The organism is Plantactinospora sp. BC1 (assembly GCF_003030345.1).
Taxonomy (GTDB): domain Bacteria; phylum Actinomycetota; class Actinomycetes; order Mycobacteriales; family Micromonosporaceae; genus Plantactinospora.
The window spans coordinates 7,734,559-7,750,876 of the sequence record NZ_CP028158.1 but is presented as its reverse complement, the minus strand read 5'-3'; the positions used below and the strand labels follow the sequence as shown (position 1 = coordinate 7,750,876).

Genomic DNA, 16,318 nt, shown 5'->3' with positions numbered 1-16,318 from the left:
GCGTCGGGGTCAGGATGCGGGGGTGGACGGCGGAATATCGCTGGCCGCCTGCCGGCCGGGCCGGGAGGATGACCCGATGCGGATCCGACCGGCCCGCCGGCAGGACCTCCCCGGACTGCGGGACATCGAACGGGCCGCCGGGCGGTCCTTCCGGGACGTGGGGATGCCCGAGGTCGCCGACGACGAACCACCCTCCGTCGAGGAACTGGCCCGGCACCAGCGTGCCGGCCTGGCCTGGGTCGCGGTCGACGCCGACGACGTACCGGTCGGCTACCTGGTCGCCGAGCCGGTCGACGGCAACCTGCACGTCGAACAGGTCTCGGTGCATCCCCGGGCCGCCCGCCGGGGCGTGGGCCGGCAACTGCTCGAACACCTCGCGGCACACGCCCGGGCGGCCGGGGTACCGGCGTTGACCCTGACCACCTTCACCGACGTACCGTGGAACGCCCCGTACTACGCGCGCTGTGGCTTCGTGGTCCTCGACGAGCCGGAGCTGACCCCGGGGCTGGTCGCGATCCGGGCCCGCGAGGCGGCACACGGCCTGGACCGGTGGCCCCGGACCTGCATGCGCCGGGACCTGTAGCCCGGTCCGGCGCCCCGAGAGCGCCCGGCGGGTGGCCGGGGGACCGCAACAGGCTCAGATCTTCTCGACCTGGGCCGGAGCGGGCGGGGCGACCTCGGCCGGAGTGCCGTAGCTCGCGAAGGTGACCTCGGTGTCGAAGAGCATCAGTTGGGTGGAGGAGCCGACCTTCAGCCGTACCGGCCGGCCGCTTCCGTCCAGATAGAGCGAGACCTCCAGCACGACGGCCTCGCCGACCTGCTTCGCCCAGGCCGCCATCTGCGGCCCGGCGGAGTCCAGCGAGAAGTTCCAGTCCACGGTGTAACCGGTGGTGCCCTCGGGTTCCCCGGGTGCCGGGGTGGCCTCCAGGCCGGTCGCCTCGGGCAGGCCCTGGTCGAGCAGGAACAGCGGGTCGAGCAGCCGCGACATCACCAGTACGAACCACTCGGGTGCGATCGGCTGGTCCAGGGTGGCCCGCCAGCCCGCCGGGACCGAAAACCACTTCTTGCCCTCCGGCAGCTTCCACTGCGACGAGGTCAGGTACGCCGACGTGTCGACCGCGACCAGTCGACCGTCGATCGTCCGGGGCTCGCCGGAGCCGGTCGAGGTCCGGTAGCTCCAGGTGACCGCCATCCCGCTGCCGGCCATCACCTGGGCCTCGCCGGTGATGGTCCCGCCGGCGATCGTGCCGCCGCTCTGCCTGGTCTTGAAGGTGGCACGCAGGGTCCGAGCCTGTTTGACCGCGTCGGTCGCGCCCCGCATCGCCGTCGGCTCCGCGGGCGCCGCCCCGGACTCGCCGCCCCCGCCGAGGCTCTGACAGCCGGTCAGCACGACCAGCGCCACGACGGCAGCCAGCACGGCACCACCACGGTGCATCCGAGTCATCCCGCTCCCCGTTCCGGTGTCTCGGTAACCATCCGTAGAACGGCGGAGCCTAGCACGCGAGCGGCGGCGTGCCGGCCGAGCGGCCGGAGGGGTCACCCGGGCGGGACCGTCCGGAGATGTCAGCGGGCCGCCATGGGGACCGGGCCGGCCCCGGAGAGCCGCTCGGGTGCGGAGAACCGGTCCAGCACCAGCAGCTCGGTGCCGGGGGACAACTCGGCGAGCAGGAGTTCCTGTGCTGTCCGGGCTATCCGGATGCAGCCGTTGCTGTTGTTCCGGCCGAGCTGGCCGGGGTCGTACCAGGCGTGCAGTCCGATGTGCGCGCCGCGCAGCCCGGACGGTACCGAGTTCGGCTCGTCGGGTACGGCGCCGAGCGCGAAGACGGCGGTGTCGGCGTAGACCCGGCCGGGCAGGGTCGAGCGGCCGAGGATGAACGTCCGGCCCAGCGGGGTCGGCGTGGCCGAGGTGCCGACGCTGACCGGCCAGGAGCGGACCAGCCGGTCGTCCCGGTACCAGTGCAGCCGGTGGGTCCGCCGGACCACCACGACCAGGTCGCGCAGTCGCGTGGCGCTCCACGGCCCGGGCGGCACCCAGGCGATGGTCCGGTTCGCCGACGGCAGCAGCACGGCGGCCCAGCCGGCCCGGCGCGTCACGATCGGCACGGTCACCGGCACTCCGCTGATGGTGGGCGCGATGAAGGCCCGGGGCCGGCCACCCGGTGCGTCGTACGCGGCGACCCGGCGGATCGGCCGGAGGCCCTCGCCGAGCCGTACCGTCGACATCGGCGCCGGGTCGCGGGGAAAGCCGCGCGGTGCGGGGCCGTAGTCGATGGTCGGGAGGTTCGCCGGGGGTGGCGCGGCGGGCAGCGCCGGCTCGGCGCTCGGTGGTGCGTCCGGGGCGGCCGGCGTCGGCGGGAGCCGGTCGACCGCCGCCGGTGGGTGCTCGGCGGTCCGCCGTGGTCCGGGTGCCTCGTTGACCACCACCACCGCCAGCACGAACACCCCGCCGAGTACGGCGAGCGCGGCACCGGTCCGACGGAGCGCCCGCCCCGAGGGTATCGGGTTGAAGCGGACAAAAGGCATCTAGTTACCTTATGCGATCGACTCCTTCCGCCGGGTCATTCGGGCGGGCCCGCGTGTCCCCGGCCGGCGGCGGAGAGCGGCTGCTCCGGTCGAAGCGATGCCACCTTCCGGGCGACCAGCCGGACCCGTGCCAGACTGAGGGCCATGACTGAGCCGTCCCCGGTCCGACAACTCCGGCTGGTGGTCACCGCCGACGACTACGACCAGGCGCTCCGGTTCTACCGCGACGTGCTGGGCCTGCCCGAGCGGGCGGCCTTCTCCTCCCCGGACGGTCGGGTCACGATCCTGGAGGCCGGCCGGGCCACCCTGGAGATCACCGATCCGGGGCACGCCGAGTACATCGACGAGGTCGAGGTCGGCCGCCGGGTCGCCGGGCACATCCGGGTCGCCCTGGAGGTCGACGACAGCCCGGCGGTGACCGCGACCCTCGCCGACGCGGGTGCGACGGTGCTGGCCGAGCCGACCCGTACGCCGTGGAACTCGCTCAACTCCCGGCTGGCCGCGCCCGGGCACCTGCAACTGACCCTCTTCACCGAACTGGATGCCGAACCCGAACACCCCGGCCCGGAGCCGGACTGAGGTTCCGGCCGGTCAGATCCGTACCGGCATCAGGATGGAGAAGGCGCGGTCGTCGTCGGGTCGGCGTACCGCCAGCGGACGGATCGGCCCGTCGAGTTCGAGGACCAGTTGGCCTTGGCCCGGCCCGGCCGCGTCCAGGGCGTCGAGCAGGAACTCCCGGTCGACTCCGACCCGCACCACCGGGTCGGCCGGCGGGGCGTCGGCGGCGGAGACGGTGAGCCGGTCGGCGGCGTCGACCGCCAGCACGCTGACCGCGCAGCGGGTGCCGTCGTCGGGGCGTACCACGGTGCGGGTCTCGCCGGTGGTCAGCCGCTCGCGCAGTCCGGCCACGTCGACGGTCACCCGGCGGCGTTCCGGTCCGCCGGTCGCGGCCCGGAGCAACCGGCGGTAGTCCGGGAAGTCGTGCTCCATCGGGGTACCGGTGACCCGGCGGTCCCGGACCCGCAGGCTGACGGCGGCGGGGCCGAGGGTGAGCGTCGCCGGCCAGCCACCGGTCAGCAGGGCCCGGGCCGCGTCGACGAAGGAAACCGGCGCGGTCAGCCGGGAGACCCCGAGCCGGGACGCCGCCCCGCCCGCGCCAGCGTCGTGCGGGCCGGTGTCGGCGACGACCTCGGCGGCGTCGTGCGGGCCGGTGTCGGCGACGACCTCGGAGACGGCCATCCGGTACCGGTCGGTGGCGACCAGCCGCAGCACGTCCCGGTCGAGTTCGAAGTGCACGCCGCCGAGCATCGGCAGCCCGGGGTCGGCCCCGACCGCGAACCGGACGGCGTCGACCGCCGCCGCGAGCTTCCCGCCGGGTACGGTCAGCCGGACCTCCGGCTCGGCGGCGGTGCAGAGTACCCGGAGCCGGGCCGCCTCCCGGCGGGCGTCGGCGAGCCCCTCCTCCAGCCGGTGCAGGTGCGCGTCCAGCAGCCGGGAGACGGCGGCCGGGTCGGAGCCGCGCAGTTCCAGTACCCGGGTGATCTCGGCCAGCGGCATCCCGATCCGGCGCAGGCCGGCCAGCAGGCGGGCGGCGGGCAACTGCCGTTCGGCGTACCGGCGGTAACCGCTGCCGGGGTCGACCGACGCGGGTGGCAGCACGCCGGCACCGTCGTAGAAGCGCAGCGCGCTGATGCTCAGGCCGCTGGCCCGGGCCATCTCGCCGATGCCGAGAAGTCGGCCGCTCCTGTTCATGAGCAGGCATTCTGCCCCCTCGACCAGGTCGAGGGTCAACCCGCCGCACCCCTGCCGTCCGGCGCATCGCGCGGTGGTAGGGGAGAAGGGATATGTATCTACGAGCATCTATTCGGCGCTAGGGTGCTGGCTGACCGCGACTCCGACACCCCTGGAGGTCTGCCCATGTCCCGACCACACCCGGCGCGCGTGCTCATCCGCCGCACGTGCCTGGTGGCCGCGCTGGTCGCCGCCGGCCTGTCCCTGCCGGCCGTCGCCTCGGCGGCGCCCTCGACCGCGTACGCGAACGTGCCGGCGGCGTCCGACGCGCCCGCACCGGAGGCCACCGACGGCGACGGCGGTGTCGGCACGCTGGTGGTGAACGGCCGGCCGGCGTCGGAGAACTATTCGTTCCTGGTCTACACCTCGGGCTGCTCGGCCTCGCTGATCAAGGCCAACTGGGTGGTCACCGCCAAGCACTGCCCGACGCCGAGTTCGGTACGGGTGGGCAGCGTGAACCGCAGCAGCGGCGGCACCGTGGTCAGCGTGGTACGCGCGGTGAACCACCCCTCCATCGACGTTAAGCTCTTCCAGCTCGGCACTTCGGTGAGCTACGCCCCCGCCGTCATCCCGAGCACCTCCGGCGCGGTCGGTACGGCGACCCGGATCATCGGCTGGGGGCAGACCTGCCCGACCCGGGGCTGCGGCTCGGCGCCGACCATCGCCAACGAGCTGGACACCTCGATCGTGGCCGACAGCCGGTGCTCCGGCATCAACGGGACGTACGAGATCTGCACCAACAACACCAACGGCAACGCGGGGGCCTGCTACGGCGACTCCGGCGGCCCGCAGGTGCGCAGCGTCGGCGGCCGGTGGAACCTGATCGGCGCGACCAGCCGGGCCGGTAACAACAACTCGACCTGTGCCACCGGGCCGTCCATCTACGGCGACCTGCCCTCCATCCGGTCCTGGATCAACACCCAGGTCGGCGGGCTGCCCTCCTGACCGACCCGCTTCCGAAGACCCCCACCCGGGCCCGGCGACCGGTTCGCCGGGCCCGCGTCGTGCCGCCGGGGCGGAGCCGACGACGGTGGGGCGGACCGGGGTACGAGAAAAGACGTAACGGGCCGGAAACTGTACGGCCATAGTCCTGCGCCCGGTCCTGGGTGGTTGTCGAACAGTTGCGATAAACGGTGTCGAATCGGGTTACGGGTTGTTGTGAGCGCCATGGCAGCGTGTTATGGTATCGACGTTGTCTGATGGCTTGGCCAGGGCGATTCCTGCTTTCTCCACCGAGGACCGCGTACGGGGGCGTCGCGTGAGTGTGAGAATTCCGTTGTTCGATGCCGCACAATGGTGTGCCGGGCAAGAACCCGATCGATGACTCGCTGACACCACGCGGGCCACGGCCACCGCCGGTACGCCCGCGCCGCCGCCCGCCGGTCACGGACCGGCTCCGGGCGATCCGGCGACCGCTTCCCGTCCGAGCGCCACCAGTGCCGGGCGAGCCGTCGTCGCCTGTGGATACGTCAGCGGTGGGCTGCGGGCCCACGACCGCTCCGGGTGTTGCGGCGTTACACCCGGCCATCGTGTCGCCCGGCCTTCCGTCGACGTCGGCCCGTGCCCCGACGCACTCGCACCCGGTTTACCGGACGGGACTCCTCCCTGCCTTTTGCCATCGTTTCTGGAATCGGTCAGAAAAAGGGGGAAACATCATGCGAAAATTGCGCACCAATAGGCGGAACGGCTTCCGGGTGTTGTTGTCGCTGGCCACCGCGGCAATTATCCTCGGCGCGTACGCCGGGCCTGCGACGGCCACTGCGGCCCCGGCCGATGCCGATCGGGCGACGACGAGTAGTGGGACCTGCGAGTTCTCCAGTGCGCTGTGCCTGTTCGAGGGGACGTCGTACACCGGGGCCCGGTTCACCGTCTCCGCGCTCGACCCGGCCGTCGGAGCCTGTGTCGACCTGGTCGAGCACGGCTGGGGCGAGCGGGCCCACTCGTGGATCAACACGAACAGCCGGGCGGCGCTGCTCTACGTCAACGACGACTGCACGGGGCGGCCGATGCTGCTCAGCGGCAGCAACCCCGCCTTCACCTTCCCGGCGAAGAGCGTCTTCGTCTACTGAGCCCTCCCCAGCGGAGTGGGCACAGCGGGGGCGGCCGGGGAGAGGCTGACCACCGGAGAAGAACCGCGAGAGTAGTTAGGACCAGTTCAGGCAGTCGGTAGCGGCTGAGGCAGTCGGGAACGGCTGCGGCGGCCGGGATCGGCTGACGACCGGCACGACCGGCAGGAACGCCGGCGAGTCGGCCGGCCGGGGACGGCGGCACCCCGGCCGGCCGGCGAGGCGGCGGCACCCGGTCCGGACCGGGCGGCCGGCAGGGCGCCCGTCACCGCAGTACCTCGCCGGTCTCGGCCAACTGCTTCGCCTGGCGCAGCGCGGTGCGTACCGCCTCCCGGCGGTCCTCGCCGGTCAGCCAGGCCGACAGTCTGGCGAGCGGGGGCGGCTCGTCCTCGCAGAGCACGGCGACGAGTTCGGTGCCGCGACCACCGGGCGCCGGGCGTACCGTCACCGTCACGCCGGGACCGAGACCGGCCAACGGCTCGGGAAGCTGCCCGTCCGGCGCCAGCTCGGCGGGCGGCCGGTCGATCGTCACCGCGTACGACCGCGAACCGGCGGCGTCGACGCGGCAGTCGGGTACCCCCATCGCCTCCTCCGCCGCGCTCACGTCCCGGGCCGGTCGGCCCGGCGCCGTCTGTCCTGTCTCGGCTGTGCTGTCTCGGGCCCGTCTCGGCTGTGCTGTCTCGGCTGTCCTGTGCCGCCTGTCCGGGGGTTCACAGGTCCGCGTCCCGTGGTCTCGAATGCGCGCTTCGGTCCGGGGCCCCGGGCACCGTGCCATGGCGCGAGGTCACCGCGCCGGGGGCGCCCGGGTCGCCATCGTCCGGCGGCGCCGGGTGAACCAGGCTCGTCCGCAAGGGGTGAACCGCGACGGGCCGGGTAACCGCCTCGGACCGTCGTACCGGCGGGTCGGAAGAGGTGGTGGGCATTGTCGGAACGGATCGAGGCTCGGGTCGAGGCCAGGGTCGAGGAACGGATCGAGGAACTGGTCGGAACCGTCGTGCCCGGCACCGGAGCGGCACCTGCCGGCCAGGACGGCGGGGCCGGGCGTCCGGTGCCGCCGCTGCTCACCGCCAAACTGGCCGCCGCGCCCCGCTCCGGCGCGGTGCTGCTGCCCCGGCCCCGGCTCTTCGAACTGCTCGACCTCGGCACGGCCGGACCGTTGACCGTGGTCTCGGCCTCGGCCGGCTGGGGCAAGACGGTGCTGCTCAGTTCCTGGTGCCGGGCCCGCAACGCGACCGACGGCCGGGCCGGGAAGAGCCCGGACCGGGGCCCGGTGGGCTGGCTCTCGCTGGAGCCGGGTGACGGCGGGGCACGACTCTGGTCATACCTGTACGCCGCGCTGCGCCCAGCCGTCGACGGGCCGGAACCGGACGGCGGGGCGGAACCGGACCCGGCGTACGGGCTGGAATCCCTCGCCGACCAGTTGGCCCGGCGTACCGGACCGGCGACCCTGATCCTGGACGATCTGCACCACGTGGACGACCCCGAGGTCTCCAGCGGGTTGGAGTTCCTGCTCCGGCACACGGCGGGACGGCTGCGGCTGGTGATCGGCTGCCGTACCGACCCGGGGCTCGGCCTGCACCGCTGGCGGCTCAGCGGGGAGCTGACCGAGATCCGCGCCACCGACCTGGCGTTCCGTCCCGACGAGGTCGCCGACCTCTTCTCCGCGTACGGGGAGCCGCTGCCGCCGGAGCAGACCCGCAGGCTGGTCAGCCGCACCGAGGGCTGGCCCGCCGGCCTGCGGTTCGCCGCGCTCGCCCTGCCCGGCCACCCCGACCCGGCCCGGTTCGTCGACGAGTTCACCGGGGAGCATCCGGACGTCGCCGCCTATCTGACCGAGGAGTTGATCGCCGGGCTCTCCGGTGCCGCCCGGGAGGCGCTCTGCCGGGCGTCACTGGTCGCCGGCTTCTCCGTGGAACTGCTCGACACGCTGACCGGCCGGACCGACGCGGCCCGGGTACTGTCCGAACTGGACCGTCTCGGCGGGTTCGTGGTTCCGCTCGGCGGCCGGCCGGCGGGATACCGGTGCCATCCGATGCTCGGCGAACTGCTCCGGTCCGAGTTGGCCCGCCGCCCCGCCGAGCAGGTGGCCGAGCTGCACCGTCGGGCCGCCACCTGGTTCACCGCGAACGACCTGCCGGCCGAGGCGCTCCGGCACGCGCTGGCCGCCCACGACTGGCCGTACGCGATCGGCGTGCTGCTGCGGCACTGGCCGGACCTCGTCCCCTACGGCCAGTACGCGCCGACCCGGCCGGCGCCGCCGGCACCCTCGCCGGAGGTGGTCCGTACCGATCCCGAACTCGGGCTGGCCTGCGCCGCCGACCGGCTGGACGGGGGCGAGCCGGCCGCCGCGACCGACTACCTCGGGATGGCCGCCGCGCACACCGACCTGTTCGACGCCGCCCGCCGGCACCGGTTCCGGCGGATCGCGGCGGCGCTGCGGCTCGCCGCCGCGCACCTGCGCGGAGACGAACCGGCGGTGCGGGCCGGTGTCGCCGACCTCCTCCGCCCGGATCCGCTCGACCCCCACCCCAACCCAGACCTCGATCCGGCCGGACCGGCGGGTTCCGAGCGGGACGATCTGGAATTGCGGGCCGGGGCGGTGGCCAGGATGGTGCCGGGGATGATCCGGTTCGGGGCCGGCGAGCTGACCGCCGCCGAGCCGGAGCTCGCCGACGGGCTGGCCGAGGCGACCCGGGCGGGACTGACCCGGGCCCGTCGGCTCTGCCTGGGCCGGTTGGCGCTGGCCCGGGCGGTCCGGGGCGAGCTGACCGGCGCCGACGAGGCCGCCCGCGCGGCCCTCGGCACGGCGCCCTTCGACGGGCTGGTCCGGCCGGCCGACGGCGTACACGCCTATCTCGCGCAGGCGCTCGTCGCGCTGCACCGGGACCGGGCGGACGACGCGGACGCCAACCTGGCGCTCGGCCTCCCGGCCGCCGAGCACGTCGACGAACCGCTGGTACACGGACTGGTCGGCATGATCCAGGCGCGGCTGCTGCGTGACCGGGGTGACCTGACCGGCGCGCACCAGGTGCTGGCGGGCAGCCGCCGCCGCCTCGGCGACCGGGCGAAGACGCAGCCACTGGCGAACTGGCTGCTCGCCGCCGAGGCGGATCTCTGGATCGACCACGGCGACGTCGAGCTGGCCCGGGAGATGCTGACCCCGGCGGTGGAGCGCGGAGTGGCTCCGGTCGAGCCGGTGGCGGTGGCGCTGTCCCGGGCGCACCTGCGGGGGCGGGATCCGCAGGCCGCCCTGCGTACGCTGCCGGACTGGGCGGCGCCGGCCGGTGCTGGCGGGCCGCTTCCGCTGCGGCTGGCGGCCGGAGTGCTCGACGCGAGCGCGGCCCGGCTGACCGGTGACCACCGTCGCGCCACCCGGGTGCTCGAAGAGGTGCTCCGGCTGGCCGAACCGGAGGGCTTCCGGCAGGTCTTCACCCGGGCCGATCCACCGGTACGGGACCTGCTCGCCGCCCACCTCGACTCGGGTACGGCGTACTGGCCGATGGTGCGGGAGCTGCTCGACGCCGCCGACGGGGCAGCCGGACCGGTGACGCCGACACCGCCGCCGCTGGGTGAGCCGCTGACCGAGCGGGAGCTGACGGTGCTCCGCTACCTGCAGAGCATCCTGTCCAATGTGGAAATCGCGGCCGAGCTGTCGCTCTCGGTGAACACCGTCAAGACGCACGTCCGGAACATCTACCGCAAGCTCGACGCCACCCGGCGGCGCGACGCCGTACGCCGGGCCCGCGAACTCAACCTGATCTGACCGGCCCGGCGCCTCACAGCCGTACCGTCAGGTGGTTGTCGACGTGCGTCACGCCCGGCGCCGACCAGGCGACCCGTTCGGCCTCCTCGCGTTCGAGCCAGGACCGGACGTCGCCGGTCAGCACCACCGAGTCGCCCTCGATCCGGATGTCGATCCCCGCCGCGTCGGTCTCCACGCTGCGGACCAGTGCGCTCTGGATCCGCCCGAAGATCTCGTCCGGCTCCGGTCGTTCGTGCGGCCGCACCGAGATCCCGTTGGTGAGGCCGCGAACTCCGGCGAGCCGGCGTACCGCCTGTTCGGCGGCGCGTCGCTGGTACTCCCACTCGACCTCGCCGCGCAGTACGACCCAGCCGTTGGAGACGGTCACGTCGATCTCCGAGGTGGGGACGAAGGCGTCCCAGTCCAGCGCCCGGGTGACCGCGGCGGCGATCTCGGGGTCGTCGCGCTCGGCCGAGGAGGGCAGGCGTACCTCGAGGTCGTTGGCGACCGCCCGGACCCGGTGCACGCGGTGCGCGGCCCGTTCCGCCGCCCACTTCTTGGCGTAGTTGTCGACCCAGCCGCGCAGGGTCACCACGCCCTCCTGCACCGCGACGCCGATCTCGTTCGGCTGCACCCGGGGTTCCCAGGCCAACTCCGCCAGGATGTCGCGCTGGATCTCCTCGTCACTGCGGCTCGTCGCGCGGCTGGCCATTTTCGCTCCTCCGACGGTCGAGTGCGGCGGTCGGGTCGACCGGTAGGCTGCGCCTTCCGGTCACGTCCGCGATCGACTCTGGCTCGCGGTCGGGTGAGCGTTCCTCACCCGGCGGGGGTGAGCCGGAGCGGGGGCGTGACAGCCCCGGCCGGCATCAGGGATCATCAATGCCGATGTGCTCCGGGAAGTGCCGGTGTGGTGCGCGGGACAGGGCCCGGGCCGGAAGGAATGGGCAGGATGACGATCGAGCGGCAGACGGTGCCGGCCGGACCCGACGACCGGGCGGGGGAGAGGCCCGACGGCCCGGCGGCCGGGGACGGCTCCGCCGGGCGGGCGGCCGGGGGGAGCGCGGACGACCGGACGGCGCCGTCGGAGACCGGCGCCGCGCCCGCCGGCCCGGCTCGGGTGTCCCGGGCTCCCTTCCTGGTACGCCTGGTCAGCCACGAGTGGACCCTGGCCGTGCTCGGCGGGCTGCTGCTGGCCGTGGTGCTGACCTGGCCGACCCTGCGCGACATCACCAGCACGATCCCGCAGGACATCGGCGACCCGACCCTCCAGGCGTGGCAGATCGCCTGGGGCGGGCACGTGCTGCTGCACGATCCGACCCAGTTGTGGCACTCCAACACCTTCTATCCGGAGCCCTACACCTACGCCTACTCGGACACCCTGCTCGGCTACGCCCCGGCCGGCATGATCGGCGAGGGTCCGGTGGCCGGCGTGGTCCGCTACAACATCCTCTACGTACTCGTGCACGCGCTCGCCTTCGTCGGGGCGTACGCGCTGGTCCGGCAGCTCGGGGCGGGCCGGATCGGCGCGGCGGCGGCCGGGGTCGCCTTCGGGTACGCCCCCTGGAAGCTGGCCCAGGCCGGCCACCTGCACGTGCTCTCCATCGGCGGCATCGCGCTGGCGTTTGCGATGTTGGCGCGCGGGCACGGCTGGTCGCTGCGGCACGGTTACCGGCCGGAGCGGCGCCGTCCCGGCTGGGCCTTCGCCGGCTGGCTGGTGGCGGCCTGGCAGATGACCCTGGGCTTCGGCATCGGGCTGCCCTTCGGCTACGTGCTGGCGCTGGTCTGCCTGGCGGCCGGCGCCGGTTTCGCCTGGTCGTGGTGGCGGCGCCGGTCCCGTCCGCCGTTCGGTCGACGGCTGCTCCTGGCCGACCTGGCCGGCGGTGCGGTCTTCAGCGGGGTCAGCATCTTCATGGCGCTGCCCTACCTGGAGGTGGTGGCCCGGCATCCGGCCGGCCGGCGGACGCTGGCGCACGTGGAGATGTTCTCGCCGCCGTGGCGGGGCTTCCTGACCGCACCGCCGGAGAACTGGCTCTGGGGCGAGCGGCACGCCGTCGCCCGGGAGAGTCTCAGCTTCGCCGGGGAGATGACCCTGCTGCCCGGAGTCGCGTTGATCGGGCTGGCCTTCGCCGGGCTCTTCTTCTCGGCCTGGCGGGTGCGGCACCGGATAATGCTCGCGCTCGGCGTGCTGGTCAGCGTCGGGCTGGCCAGCGGCACCACCCTCGGCGGCGACGGCGATCCCGGGTACGCGACCCTGGTGCTGCACGCGCCCGGCTTCGACGCGATCCGGACCTCCGGCCGGCTGGTGCTCTGGACGACGCTGCTGCTCGGCATCCTGGCCGCCGGCACGCTGACCGCGCTGACCCAGCTCGGCACGGAACCGTCCGCCGACCGGTCACCGGACGGCGACCCCGCCGACGTCACCCCGCCGACCCCGGACACCACCCCGCCGGCCGCCGACGTCACCCCGCCGACCCCGGACGCCACCCCGTCGGGCGCCGACGGCACTGCGTCGGCCGTCGGTGCCGAGTCCGGGCAGCCTGGTCCGGACCGCGACGCGGACCAGGTCGCGCCGGAGCCGGGGGAGCGGCCCGGAGCAGCGCTACCCGTACTCCGCAAGGCCGCCTACCAGCCGCCGCCCGGCACCGAGGAACCGGACCGACCGGCGCCCGGCCGGCGCGGCGCCGGGTTCCGCAGGGCGTTGGTCCGACTGGTCGCACTGGTCCCGCTCGCGCTGATCGTCCTGGAGGGGGTCAACACCACCCCGCACGCACCGGTGATCCCGCAGCCGGCCGCGTTGCGCGGGGTCGAGGGCCCGCTGCTGGTGCTGCCGAGCAGCGGGACGCTGGAGTTCAGCGTGATGCTCTGGTCCACCGACGGCTTCCCGAAGATCGTGAACGGGCTCGCCGCCTTCACCCCGGAGTCGCAGGCGCAGACCCTCGGCATCACGGCGGGCTTCCCCGACCGGTTCAGCGTCGACCACCTGCGGCGGATCGGGGTGCGTACCGTCGTCGTGCTGCCGGAGTACCTGGCCGGGACGCCGTGGCAGGACGTGCTGAACCGGCCGGTCGACGGCCTGGGCATCACCCGCGAGGAGGTCTCCGGCTCGGTGGTGTTCCGGCTCGGCTGAACCGGTCCGGCACGGGGTTAGTTTGGTCCTCCAACTATTGACAGCGTGCAGAGCCGTGTGTGAACGTCTGCACGACGCCGTTCCGGGAGCCAGGACGACGCCACGGGAGCAGGGGCAGCTCCCGGCTTCGAGCCTTCCGTCCGTGCGCGCGATCGGCGCGACCGCACCGGTGGCGGAGCGTTCCCGGCAACCATCCGGAGCGCCCGCCGCGCCGACGCTTCGTCCGTCCCCGGGGATAGCCCTCGCGTACGCCGAACCAGCGCAAGCTCTGTGACACAGGGAGCCGTACATGCGTAGAAGTCTCGCCAGCGCGCTCGCGGCCGTACTGGCCGCCGGCGCGGTGGCCGTGGTGGCCCAGGTCGCCGTCAGCCCCGCCTCGGCACCGGCCTCGGCCGCGGCGGCCGAGCCGTACTCGTGGAAAAACGTCCGGATCGACGGCGGTGGCTTCGTCCCCGGCATCGTCTTCAACCCCACCGAGCGCAACCTGATCTATGCCCGCACCGACATCGGCGGCGCCTACCGCTGGGAGCAGTCCAGCCAGAGCTGGACCCCGCTGCTGGACTGGGTCGGCTGGGACCGGTGGGGCTGGAACGGCGTGCTCAGCATCGCCACCGACCCGGTGCAGACCAACCGGGTCTACGCGGCGGTCGGGATGTACACCAACGACTGGGACCCGAACAACGGCGCGATCCTGCGCTCCACCGACAAGGGCAACACCTGGCAGGCGTACCAGTTGCCGTTCAAGGTCGGCGGCAACATGCCGGGCCGGGGGCAGGGGGAGCGGCTCGCCGTCGACCCGAACCGGAACAGCATCGTCTACTACGGCGCCGAGGGCGGCAACGGGCTCTGGCGCAGCACCGACCACGGCGCCACCTGGGCGAAGGTGGGCAACTTCCCGAACGCCGGCAACTACGCCCAGGACCCGAACGACCCGAACAACTACCTGAACGGCAACCAGGGTGTCACCTGGGTCAGCTTCGACAGGTCGACCGGCACCGCCGGCAACACCACCCAGACCATCTACGTCGGCGTCGCGGACAAGGAGAACCCGGTCTACCGGAGCACCAACGGCGGTACGAGCTGGGAGCGGATCGCCGGGCAGCCCACCGGCTACCTGGCGCACAAGGGTGTGGTCGACCCGGTCGGCGGCTTCCTCTACATCGCCACCAGCGACACCGGCGGCCCGTACGACGGCGGCAAGGGCGACGTCTGGAAGTTCAACCGGGCCACCGGGGCGTGGACGCAGATCAGCCCGGTGCCGTCCAGCAGCGCGGACGCGTACTACGGCTACAGCGGGTTGACCATCGACCGGCAGAACCCGAACACCATCATGGTGGCGACGCAGATCTCCTGGTGGCCGGACGCGATCTTCTTCCGGAGTACCGACGGCGGCGCGACCTGGACCCGGATCTGGGACTTCGGGGCGTACCCGAACCGGACCAAGCGCTACACCATGGACATCAGTTCGGTGCCGTGGCTGACCTTCGGCGCCAACCCGACCCCGCCGGAGGAGACCCCGAAGCTGGGCTGGATGAACGAGTCCGTGGAGATCGACCCGTTCGACGGCAACCGGCTGATGTACGGCACCGGCGCCACCATCTACGGCACCACCAACCTGCGCAACTGGGACACCGGCGGTACGGTCACCATCCGGCCGATGGTCCGGGGCCTGGAGGAGACCGCCGTGCTCGACCTGGTCAGCCCGCCGTCGGGCGCCCCGCTGGTCAGCGGGCTCGGCGACATCGGCGGCTTCCGGCACACCAGCCTGGACGCCGTGCCGGCGACGATGTTCACCCAGCCGGTCTTCACCAGCACCACCAGCCTGGACTTCGCCGAGCTGAACCCCGGCGTAATGGTCCGGGCCGGCAACTTCACCGACGCCGACCGGCCGAACGACAGCCACGTCGCCTTCTCCACCGACGGCGGGGCGAACTGGTTCCAGGCGCAGGAGCCGGGCGGGGTCAACAGCGGCGGCACGGTCGCGGCCGCCGCCGACGGCAGCCGGTTCGTCTGGGCGCCCGGCGACGCCGGGCAACAGGTCGTCTACTCCGTCGGGTACGGCAACTCGTGGAGCCAGTCCAGCGGCATCCCGGCGAACGCCACCGTCGAGGCCGACCGGGTGAACCCGAACAGGTTCTACGGGTACTCGGCCGGCCGGTTCTACCTCAGCACCAACGGCGGGCAGAGCTTCACCGCCACCGCCGCGACCGGGTTGCCGGCCACCGGGGCGAAGTTCAAGGCGGTGGCCGGGGCCGAGGGGCACGTCTGGCTGGCCGGCGAGACCGGGATCTTCCGGTCCACCGACTCCGGAGCGAGCTTCACGAAGCTGCCGAACGTGAGCAGCGCGGTGAACGTCGGCTTCGGCCGGGCGGCGCCCGGGCAGACGTACCCGGCGGTCTTCGCGGTCGCCACCGTCGACGGGGTGCGCGGGGTGTACCGGTCGGACGACGCCGGCGGCGCCTGGGTGCGGATCAACGACGACCAGCACCAGTACGGCAACATGGGCGAGGCGCTGACCGGTGACCCGAGGGTCTACGGCCGGGTCTACCTCGGCACCAACGGTCGGGGCATCCTGGTCGCGGACCGGCTCGGCGGCCCCTCCAACCCGCCGACGGCGACTCCGACCACCCGCCCGCCGACATCCACCCCGACCACCCGCCCCCCGGCGACCCCGACCACCCGGCCGCCGACGGCGACCCCGACCGGCACACCGCCGCCGAGCGGGGCGTGTACGGCCGCCTACCGGGTGACCGGCTCGTGGCAGGGCGGCTTCCAGGCCGAGGTGACCGTGCAGAACACCGGCACGTCGGCGATGACCGGCTGGACGGTGGGGTGGAGCTTCGCGAACGGGCAGACGATCAGCCAGGTCTGGGGCGGTTCGCACACCCAGAGCGGTTCGTCGGTTTCGGTGCGGAACGTCGCGTACAACGGCAACCTGGCGCCGAACGCCACCACGACGTTCGGCTTCCTCGGCAGTTGGACCGGTGCGAACGCCGTACCGGCTCCGCTGAGCTGCGCGCGGAGCTGAGCAGGGCAATGAGCGCCCGACGGGCCCGGCGCGTTCCCGCG

Annotated in this window: 12 protein-coding genes; 7 read left to right on the top strand and 5 right to left on the bottom strand. The window is 73.5% G+C overall.

Annotated features, from left to right (window positions below):
* Positions 1 to 76 precede the first annotated feature (76 nt).
* Entirely contained in the window at positions 77 to 583 is a 507-nt protein-coding gene (locus tag C6361_RS34010; protein ID WP_107270253.1) for a GNAT family N-acetyltransferase, read from the top strand.
* Between the two features lie 54 nt (positions 584 to 637).
* Here the strand turns inward: C6361_RS34010 and C6361_RS34005 are convergent, their stop codons facing one another.
* The gene (locus tag C6361_RS34005) at positions 638 to 1,444 is read right to left on the bottom strand and encodes a hypothetical protein (RefSeq protein ID WP_159079608.1); all 807 of its coding nucleotides are present in this window, start codon (positions 1,442 to 1,444) and stop codon (positions 638 to 640) included.
* Positions 1,445 to 1,563: 119 nt separating this feature from the next.
* Positions 1,564 to 2,523 carry a L,D-transpeptidase gene (locus C6361_RS34000; protein ID WP_107270249.1) on the bottom strand — a complete coding sequence of 320 codons (960 nt, stop codon included), beginning with the start codon at positions 2,521 to 2,523 and terminating at the stop codon, positions 1,564 to 1,566.
* Between the two features lie 144 nt (positions 2,524 to 2,667).
* Between C6361_RS34000 and C6361_RS33995 the strand changes: the two genes are divergently transcribed.
* Complete coding sequence (locus C6361_RS33995; RefSeq protein WP_107270247.1) at positions 2,668 to 3,102, top strand: VOC family protein; 435 nt, start codon at positions 2,668 to 2,670, stop codon at positions 3,100 to 3,102.
* A 12-nt stretch (positions 3,103 to 3,114) separates the two neighbouring features.
* On the opposite strand, the gene C6361_RS33990 is transcribed toward C6361_RS33995, so the two are convergent.
* On the bottom strand, positions 3,115 to 4,275 hold the full coding sequence (locus C6361_RS33990) for a MerR family transcriptional regulator (RefSeq protein WP_107270246.1): 1,161 nt from the start codon (positions 4,273 to 4,275) through the stop codon (positions 3,115 to 3,117).
* A 165-nt stretch (positions 4,276 to 4,440) separates the two neighbouring features.
* Between C6361_RS33990 and C6361_RS33985 the strand changes: the two genes are divergently transcribed.
* Both C6361_RS33985 and C6361_RS37335 read left to right on the top strand, forming a co-directional pair.
* On the top strand, positions 4,441 to 5,259 hold the full coding sequence (locus C6361_RS33985; RefSeq protein WP_107270244.1) for a trypsin-like serine protease: 819 nt from the start codon (positions 4,441 to 4,443) through the stop codon (positions 5,257 to 5,259).
* Positions 5,260 to 5,969: 710 nt separating this feature from the next.
* The gene (locus C6361_RS37335; protein ID WP_159079607.1) at positions 5,970 to 6,383 is read left to right on the top strand and encodes a peptidase inhibitor family I36 protein; all 414 of its coding nucleotides are present in this window, start codon (positions 5,970 to 5,972) and stop codon (positions 6,381 to 6,383) included.
* A 262-nt stretch (positions 6,384 to 6,645) separates the two neighbouring features.
* Here the strand turns inward: C6361_RS37335 and C6361_RS33975 are convergent, their stop codons facing one another.
* Positions 6,646 to 6,984, bottom strand: coding sequence for a hypothetical protein (locus C6361_RS33975; RefSeq protein WP_234359175.1), 339 nt, complete (start codon positions 6,982 to 6,984; stop codon positions 6,646 to 6,648).
* Positions 6,985 to 7,302: 318 nt separating this feature from the next.
* Here C6361_RS33975 and C6361_RS33970 point away from each other — a divergent pair, with 318 nt between their 5' ends.
* Positions 7,303 to 10,143, top strand: coding sequence for a LuxR C-terminal-related transcriptional regulator (locus tag C6361_RS33970; RefSeq protein ID WP_234359174.1), 2,841 nt, complete (start codon positions 7,303 to 7,305; stop codon positions 10,141 to 10,143).
* A gap of 13 nt (positions 10,144 to 10,156) precedes the next feature.
* Here the strand turns inward: C6361_RS33970 and C6361_RS33965 are convergent, their stop codons facing one another.
* Positions 10,157 to 10,834, bottom strand: coding sequence for a BON domain-containing protein (locus tag C6361_RS33965; RefSeq protein WP_107270241.1), 678 nt, complete (start codon positions 10,832 to 10,834; stop codon positions 10,157 to 10,159).
* A 237-nt stretch (positions 10,835 to 11,071) separates the two neighbouring features.
* On the opposite strand from C6361_RS33965, the gene C6361_RS37815 reads away from it, so the two are divergent.
* Both C6361_RS37815 and C6361_RS33955 read left to right on the top strand, forming a co-directional pair.
* On the top strand, positions 11,072 to 13,249 hold the full coding sequence (locus C6361_RS37815) for a hypothetical protein (RefSeq protein WP_199853148.1): 2,178 nt from the start codon (positions 11,072 to 11,074) through the stop codon (positions 13,247 to 13,249).
* A gap of 289 nt (positions 13,250 to 13,538) precedes the next feature.
* On the top strand, positions 13,539 to 16,277 hold the full coding sequence (locus C6361_RS33955; RefSeq protein ID WP_107270239.1) for a cellulose binding domain-containing protein: 2,739 nt from the start codon (positions 13,539 to 13,541) through the stop codon (positions 16,275 to 16,277).
* Positions 16,278 to 16,318 lie beyond the last annotated feature (41 nt).

What these genes read in the sequence shown, in the direction of transcription:
- C6361_RS34010 (WP_107270253.1), top strand. Translation starts at nt 77, where the DNA reads ATGCGGATCCGACCGGCCCGCCGGCAGGACCTCCCCGGACTGCGGGAC.
- C6361_RS34005 (WP_159079608.1), bottom strand. Translation starts at nt 1,444, where the DNA reads ATGACTCGGATGCACCGTGGTGGTGCCGTGCTGGCTGCCGTCGTGGCG.
- C6361_RS34000 (WP_107270249.1), bottom strand. Translation starts at nt 2,523, where the DNA reads ATGCCTTTTGTCCGCTTCAACCCGATACCCTCGGGGCGGGCGCTCCGT.
- C6361_RS33995 (WP_107270247.1), top strand. Translation starts at nt 2,668, where the DNA reads ATGACTGAGCCGTCCCCGGTCCGACAACTCCGGCTGGTGGTCACCGCC.
- C6361_RS33990 (WP_107270246.1), bottom strand. Translation starts at nt 4,275, where the DNA reads ATGAACAGGAGCGGCCGACTTCTCGGCATCGGCGAGATGGCCCGGGCC.
- C6361_RS33985 (WP_107270244.1), top strand. Translation starts at nt 4,441, where the DNA reads ATGTCCCGACCACACCCGGCGCGCGTGCTCATCCGCCGCACGTGCCTG.
- C6361_RS37335 (WP_159079607.1), top strand. Translation starts at nt 5,970, where the DNA reads ATGCGAAAATTGCGCACCAATAGGCGGAACGGCTTCCGGGTGTTGTTG.
- C6361_RS33965 (WP_107270241.1), bottom strand. Translation starts at nt 10,834, where the DNA reads ATGGCCAGCCGCGCGACGAGCCGCAGTGACGAGGAGATCCAGCGCGAC.
- C6361_RS37815 (WP_199853148.1), top strand. Translation starts at nt 11,072, where the DNA reads ATGACGATCGAGCGGCAGACGGTGCCGGCCGGACCCGACGACCGGGCG.
- C6361_RS33955 (WP_107270239.1), top strand. Translation starts at nt 13,539, where the DNA reads ATGCGTAGAAGTCTCGCCAGCGCGCTCGCGGCCGTACTGGCCGCCGGC.